The organism is Micromonospora sp. NPDC005161 (assembly GCF_053599855.1).
On sequence record NZ_JBSFYQ010000096.1, the window covers coordinates 1 to 6815 of the forward strand.

Genomic DNA, 6815 nt, shown 5'->3' on the forward strand with positions numbered 1-6815 from the left:
GGCCCGCCGTGCCCGGCGCAGGGATCAAGCCTGACCGCCCGGAGCCGGGCACGGCGGGCCCCACCCCGCACCAACCCGGCACACCACCAAGACCTCGGCCACGACCGCGCACAAACCCGGCACACCACCGCGACCCCGCCACGACCGGCGCAACCGCCGCGCGCCAAGCCTGATATTGCCAACGCCCGGACACCCAACCGTCCGGACACCCAACCGCCCGGACACCCAACCGCCCGGACACCCAACGCACCCGAAACAGCCACGCCGACAGCAGCGGAGAGAACGCCGTGAGCGACACCAGCACCGGCGAGCGTTACCCTGACACCATGCAGGCCGTCTCCCCCACCACGACCGGCGTGGCCTTCCTGGCCCGCCCGGGTCGCCCTGCCGTGGTGGCGCGGACGCTCATCGAGCTGGCCGGGCCTACCCGGGGTGTGGTGGAGCTACCGGTACGGCTGATGTGGAACGCCGAGCGCACCTTTGACCTCGGCGACCCCGACCAGTTGCTCTGGATGTACGAGAACGTGCTTCGGGAGACCACCCGCGCCGAAGATCTGCGCGTCCTGATCAACGGGCGGACGTTGCGCCGGGTGTGGCGGCTGTTGAACCTGCCAAGGGGCGTACGCCAGGCGTGGGAGAGCCGGCACAGGGGCCTGCGCGCGGCGTGATCGCACCACACCTGCACGAGTTCTACCGCGAGGTGGCGCGGGTGGCGCTCGCCGCAGCCGGCCCGCACCGGTTCGTGTTGGGTGGCGGGGTGGCCTGGGCCGCGCACGGGCTGGTCGCCCGCCCCACCGAGGACGTGGACCTCTTCGCCGACGTGGAGGGCGCCGCGGCGGCGGCCTCCGCCGGGGTACGCGTGGCGCTGGAACGGGCCGGGTTCACGGTCAGCGACGCCGACCCGGACAGCGACCTCGCCGACCTGTTCGACGGGTACGGGCGGGATATGAAGGACTTCGTGGTGAGCCGCGACGGGCGGCAGATCCGGCTCAGCCTGGCCCGCCTCGACCGGCAGCAGAGCCCGGTGGTGATGGACCTCGGCCCGGTGATGGACGTCCGGGACCTGGTCGCCAACAAGGTCGCGGCGTTGGTCAACCGGCGGGAGGTTCGTGACTTCATCGACGTGGCGGCGGCGCTGGAGCACTACGACGTGACCGAACTGCTGGAGCTGGCCCGGCAGGTCGACCCCGCACTGGATCCGGCGGACGTGCGGGCCGCCGGACGGTACCTGGACCGGCTGCCCGACCAGCGCTTCGGCCGCTACGGCCTGGGTCCCGCGGACGTGGCCCGGGTCCGGCAGCGCCTGGCAACCTGGCCACGCTGACCCTGTTCGCTGCCCGCGCCGACCGACCGTTGCGGGGGAATCGGCGGGAACGATGGGGCTGGCGTGGCACAAGTGACCCTTGCTGGTTATGGTGCACGAGGCGCGTCCAACCCCATGGAAAGGCACCTCATGACCTCTCCCTCCGGCCCGTCGCGTCGCCAGGTGCTCGCCGCCGCGGCCGCGGCGGCGACCGCACCGCTGATCGCCGCCGCCCCCGCGCAGGCGGCCGGCGCGGCCCGGTCACGCACCTGGGACCTCACCCTCCTGGGCACGTCGGACACCCACGGCAACGTCTACAACTGGGACTACTACCGGGACGCCGAGTACGACGACAGCAAGCACAACGACATCGGCGTCGCGAAGCTGGCTACCCTGATCAACCAGATCCGCGCCGAGCGGCGGGGCAAGGCGACGCTGGTGCTCGACGCCGGCGACACCATCCAGGGCACGCCGCTGGCCACGTACTACGCCAAGCAGGAACCGATCACCGCCACCGGGGAGAAGCACCCGATGGCCCGCGCGATGAACGTCATCGACTACGACGCGGTGACGCTGGGCAACCACGAGTTCAACTACGGGCTGCCGCTGCTGGACCTGTGGATCCGCCAGCTCGGTTTCCCGGCGCTCGCCGCGAACGCGGTCAACGCGAAGACCGGCAAGCCGGCCTTCCTGCCGTACGTCATCAAGAAGGTCTCTCTCGGTTTCGCCGCGCCGACCCTGCGGGTCGGCATCCTCGGCCTGACCAACCCCGGTGTGGCCATTTGGGACAAGGGCAACGTCGAGGGCAAGCTGCACTTCGACGACATGGTCGCGACCGCGGCGAAGTGGGTGCCGATCATGCGGGCCCGCGGCGCCGACCTCGTGCTGATCTCCGCGCACGGCGGTGACAGCGGCACCTCCAGCTACGGCCCGGAGCTGCCGAACGAGAACCCGGTCGCGCTGATCGCCCAGCAGGTGCCGGGGATCGACGCGATCCTCTTCGGCCACGCCCACAACGAGGTGGTCGAGCGGTTCGTCACCAACGAGCGGACCGGCGCCCAGGTGCTGCTCTCCGAGCCGTCGAAGTGGGGCCAGCGGCTCACCCGGATGGACTTCACCCTGACCCGTGATCGCGGCCGGTGGACCATCAACAGGAAGTCCGCCACCATGCTGAACACCAACACGGTGGTGGAGGACCCGAAGGTGCTAGCCGTCGTACGGGCCCAGCACCAGAAGACCGTGGCGTACGTCAACCAGGTCGTCGCGCAGTCCACGGTGGAGCTGTCCGCCGCGGAGTCGCGGTACAAGGACACCCCGATCCTGGACTTCATCAACCACGTGCAGACCGAGGTGGTCGGCGCGGCGCTGACCGGCACCGCGTACGCGGACCTGCCGGTCCTGTCGATCGCGGCGCCCTTCAGCCGGACCGCGGTCTTCCCCGCCGGCGACGTCAAGATTCGCGACGTTGCCGGGCTGTACGTGTACGACAACACCCTCGAGGCGGTCGTGCTCAGCGGCGCCGAGGTGCGGGCCTACCTGGAGTACTCGGCGCGGTACTTCCGTACCCTCGCGCCGGGCGCCCCGGTCGACACGGAGCAGATCAGCGACCCGGCGGTGCCGGACTACAACTACGACGTCTTCTCCGGCGTGGACTACGACATCGACATCTCCAAGCCGGTCGGGCAGCGGATCACGCGGCTGGTGCTGCCCGGCACCGACACCCCGGTGGCGGACAATGTGCAGTTCGTGGTGGCGGTGAACAACTACCGGCGCAGCGGCGGAGGCAACTTCCCCGGCATCGTCAAGACCCAGGTCTACAACGCGCAGCAGGAGATCCGTCAGCTGCTCATCGACTGGGCACAGGCCAGGGGGACGATCGACCCGGCCGACTTCTTTCAGCCCAACTGGCGGCTGGTGCGCGAGGGCGTACCGGTCTTCTGACCCAGGCGGGCCGGTCGGCGAACCGGTACGTACCGCGAACGGGCCGTGGGTGGCGACACCTGCGGCCCGTTCCGCGTTCTCAGCCCTGCACGTTCCAGCGGATGGGGTCCTCGGCCTTCTCCGGGCGGTCACGTCCCGGATCGGTCTCGGTCAGCTCAACCCGCTCCTCGGGGCGGACGGCGGGCGGCAGCTCCCCGAACCGGACGTGGCGCAGGAACGCGTACTCATCATCGGTGAACGGCTGCTCGGTCATCGGCGCACCCCCTGCTCCCCCGTCATCGTGTGGCGGTCGGAGCGACCCGCACCAGCAGTCCGGTCGGTGCGATTTCCCTGCCGTTCGGGTGCGGGCCGTCACCACCCGTAGAGCATCCTAGGATACTGGGTGACCGGGGCGCCGCCGGCGAGCGGCGGGTAGTCGGTCCAGCACCGCGAGCGCCGCCCGGACCGACCGGCGCGCCAGCATCTCATCAAAGCTCGCCCGGCCCTGACAGAACTGAACGAACATCCGCCACCCCGGCGGGGTCGCCAACAGAGCGTGGAACGCCTCCGGCCGGCGGGTGAACAGCTCCAGCAGGCGGTACCCCGCCCGCATCGACGGCACCAGACGCTCGGCCACCGCCCGCTCGTACCCCGCCAGGTCGCCGTCGGCGACCGCCGCCCCGGCCAGCTCGCCCGAGCGCAGCGCGAAGCTGATGCCCTCCCGGCTCCACGGCTCCAGCAGCCCGGCCGCGTCCCCCACGACCAGCACCCGGCGGTGCCGCAACGGCGAATCCTCGGTACGGCAGCGGGTCAGGTGACCTGAGTCGTGCTCCGCCGGCAGCCCGCTCAGCCCCAACCGGTCGACGAACCGCCGCAGGTAGTCCCGCGTCCCCTCCCCCGCGCCCCGGCCCGCGATCACACCGACGGTCAGTCGATCGCCCTTGGGAAAGACCCACGCGTACGAGCCCGGCATCACGCCCCAGTCCAGCAGCAGCCGCCCCCGCCACCGCTCCTGCTCCGCGGGCGGCACCGGCACCTCCAGCTCCAGCCCCAGGTCCACCTGCCGGTAGCGGACCCCCACGTGCCGGGCGGTCACCCCGGAGGAGCCGTCCGCGCCGATCACCGCGTGGGCCGTGATCGACGTGCCGTCGGCCAGCCGCAGGCGTACCACCTCGGGGTCCTGTTCGATCGCGCGAACCGCCACCCGCTCCCGCATCTGCGCGCCGGCGGCGACCGCGGCCGCGCGCAGCCGGTCGTCGAACTCCTCGCGGCGCACCATCGTCACCACCGGACTGCCGTGCCGGCGGGTGAACTCACGGCGGCCGTCGCGGGTGAACGTCACCCGGGTCACCCGGTCGTGCGCGGGCACCTCGATCCGGTCCCGCACGGCGGCCAGTGAGGTGCCGATCAGGCCACCGCCGCAGGTCTTGTAACGCGGGTGCTCGGCCCGCTCGACAACCAGGGTGCGGACGCCGGCGCGGGCGGCGGCATGGGCCGCGGAGAGGCCGGCGGGGCCGGCGCCGACGACGACGAGATCCCAGACGATCACGGGTGCAGCCTAGGGCACGTGCACCATCCGGCCCGGCCGCGGCGCATCCCGCGGGCGGCGCCGACCGCCCGATCGGGTGGGCATCTTCGGTCACGCAGGGGGTAACCGGCGCAGCGCAACCGTCTGCGCAGGGGCGGACGAGCCAAGGAGGATGTCATGCAGCAGGTGCAACTGTCTGAGGTCGAGCAACGGGTGTACCAGGCGGTCACCACGCTCGAAGCGCGCGGCCAGGTACCGTACCCGGACCTGATCGCCGAAGAGTCCGGGCTGGCCCAGGAGCAGTTGGACGCACCGCTGCACCTGCTCACCGAGAAGGGCCTGCTGCACCGCGAGGACTCACCGATGGCGGGCCTCGACTTCGGGCCCCGGTTCTGCGCGCGCCAGATGGCGTGACCCGCGGTACGGCCCTCGACGATTCGCCCCCCGGTGACCGGGGTAGCGGTCAGAAGTGATGATCGACGGTCAACGGGGGGCACGATGACAGCGGCGCGCTCGCCGCAGCCGGTCGACCCGGCGGAGAACCGACGACGCTGGCAGGCCGTCGGCGTCGGGCTGGTCGCCGCGTTCATGACGCTGCTCGACGTGAGCATCGTCAACGTTGCCGTGCCGTCCATCGACCGTGCGCTGCACGCATCCCCGAGCGACCTGCAGTGGGTCCTCTCCGGGTACGCGCTCACCTTCGGCCTGGTGCTGGTGCCCGCCGGCCGCTTCGGTGATGCCCGTGGCCGGCGCAACGCGTTCGTCTTCGGCATCGTGCTGTTCACCGTGACCAGCGCCCTGGCCGGTCTGGCCACCTCCCCAGCATGGCTGGTCATCGCCCGCCTGCTTCAGGGTGCCGCCGCAGGCGTGGTGAACCCCCAGGTGATCGGGCTGATCCAGCAACTGTTCCGGGGGCCCGAACGGGCCCGCCCGTTCGGGGTGCTCGGCGCCACCATCGGTATCTCCACCGCAGTCGGGCCGCTGCTCGGCGGTCTGCTCATCGCGATCGGCGGCGAGGAACACGGGTGGCGATGGGTTTTCTTCGTCAACGTGCCGGTCGGCATCGTCGCGGCGATCCTCGGCTGGCGCCTGCTGCCCGGCCGGCCCGAGGGCCAGCCGGACCGGCGCCGACTCGACCCGGTGGGCGTCCTGCTGCTCGGCGTGGGCGTGGTGCTGGTCCTGCTGCCGCTGGTGCAGGAGCAGCAGTGGCGGACCCCGTGGAAGTGGGCGCTCATCCCGGCCGGCCTGGTGGTGCTGGTCGCCTTCGGGCTCTGGGAGCGGTGGTACGCGCGGCACCGCGAACCGTTGTTCGACCTGCGGTTGTTCAGCTTCCAGTCGTACACCCTGGGGTCGCTCATCGCTCTGGTCTACTTCGGTGGCTTCACCGCGATCTTCTTCATCTTCACCCTCTTCCTGCAGAACGGCCTGGGGTACAGCGCGCTCGTCGCCGGCCTCGCCATCACGCCGTTCGCCCTCGGTTCGGCCGCGGCGTCCGCGCTGGGCGGACGCATCGTCAACCGCTTCGGCCGACCGCTCGTCGCCATCGGCCTGCTCGGCGTGGTGATCGGGCTGGCCGCGACGGTGGTCGCGCTGCGCCTCGCGCCGGACGCCCCGGCGCCCTGGGTCACCGCCGCTCCGCTGCTCGTCGCCGGCGTCGGCAGCGGCCTGGTGATCGCACCCAACCAGACCCTGACGCTCGCCCAGGTACCGGTACCCCAGGCGGGCAGCGGCGCCGGCATGCTCCAGACCGGTCAGCGGATCGGCGCCGCCGCCGGCATCGCCGCTGTCGGCTCGATGTTCTTCTCGTCGCTGGCCGACAACCACGGCAACTGGACCAAGGCCTTCGAATACTCGCTCACACTGGCCACCGGGATCATCGCGCTCGCGCTGATCGCCGCGCTGATCGACATCCTGCGCACGCGCAACCACACCAGGGACTAACAACCCGAGGGGTACGCCACCAGCGGCCGGTCGTGGGTATGCCGCTGGCCGGCACCCGGGGTGGGGGTGCCGGCCAGCGGTCAGTGTGCGGTGGGGTCAGCTGTTCCAGTGCTGGGCGACCAG

Annotated in this window: 7 protein-coding genes; 5 read left to right on the forward strand and 2 right to left on the reverse strand. The window is 71.6% G+C overall.

The annotated features are described in order from the left end of the window. The first annotated feature begins 326 nt into the window (after window positions 1-326). The 3 genes from ACWD5O_RS36615 to ACWD5O_RS36625 all read left to right on the forward strand — a co-directional run bounded on the left by ACWD5O_RS36615 (window position 327) and on the right by ACWD5O_RS36625 (window position 3244). Window positions 327-668, forward strand: a complete 342-nt coding sequence (locus ACWD5O_RS36615; RefSeq protein WP_450088127.1) for a hypothetical protein — start codon at window positions 327-329, stop codon at window positions 666-668. Beyond that, window positions 665-1324: a nucleotidyl transferase AbiEii/AbiGii toxin family protein gene (locus tag ACWD5O_RS36620; protein WP_450088124.1), complete on the forward strand. Its 660-nt coding sequence runs from the start codon at window positions 665-667 to the stop codon at window positions 1322-1324. Before ACWD5O_RS36615 ends, ACWD5O_RS36620 begins: the two co-directional genes overlap by 4 nt. A gap of 129 nt (window positions 1325-1453) precedes the next feature. Beyond that, window positions 1454-3244: a bifunctional metallophosphatase/5'-nucleotidase gene (locus ACWD5O_RS36625; RefSeq protein ID WP_450088125.1), complete on the forward strand. Its 1791-nt coding sequence runs from the start codon at window positions 1454-1456 to the stop codon at window positions 3242-3244. A 79-nt stretch (window positions 3245-3323) separates the two neighbouring features. On the opposite strand, the gene ACWD5O_RS36630 is transcribed toward ACWD5O_RS36625, so the two are convergent. Then, window positions 3324-3497 carry a hypothetical protein gene (locus tag ACWD5O_RS36630; protein ID WP_354968796.1) on the reverse strand — a complete coding sequence of 58 codons (174 nt, stop codon included), beginning with the start codon at window positions 3495-3497 and terminating at the stop codon, window positions 3324-3326. Between the two features lie 117 nt (window positions 3498-3614). After that, window positions 3615-4772: a geranylgeranyl reductase family protein gene (locus ACWD5O_RS36635; RefSeq protein WP_450088126.1), complete on the reverse strand. Its 1158-nt coding sequence runs from the start codon at window positions 4770-4772 to the stop codon at window positions 3615-3617. 156 nt (window positions 4773-4928) lie between these two features. Between ACWD5O_RS36635 and ACWD5O_RS36640 the strand changes: the two genes are divergently transcribed. Further along, window positions 4929-5165: a hypothetical protein gene (locus ACWD5O_RS36640; RefSeq protein ID WP_354968794.1), complete on the forward strand. Its 237-nt coding sequence runs from the start codon at window positions 4929-4931 to the stop codon at window positions 5163-5165. 84 nt (window positions 5166-5249) lie between these two features. Continuing rightward, complete coding sequence (locus ACWD5O_RS36645; protein WP_450006579.1) at window positions 5250-6692, forward strand: MFS transporter; 1443 nt, start codon at window positions 5250-5252, stop codon at window positions 6690-6692. Window positions 6693-6815: the final 123 nt, after the last annotated feature.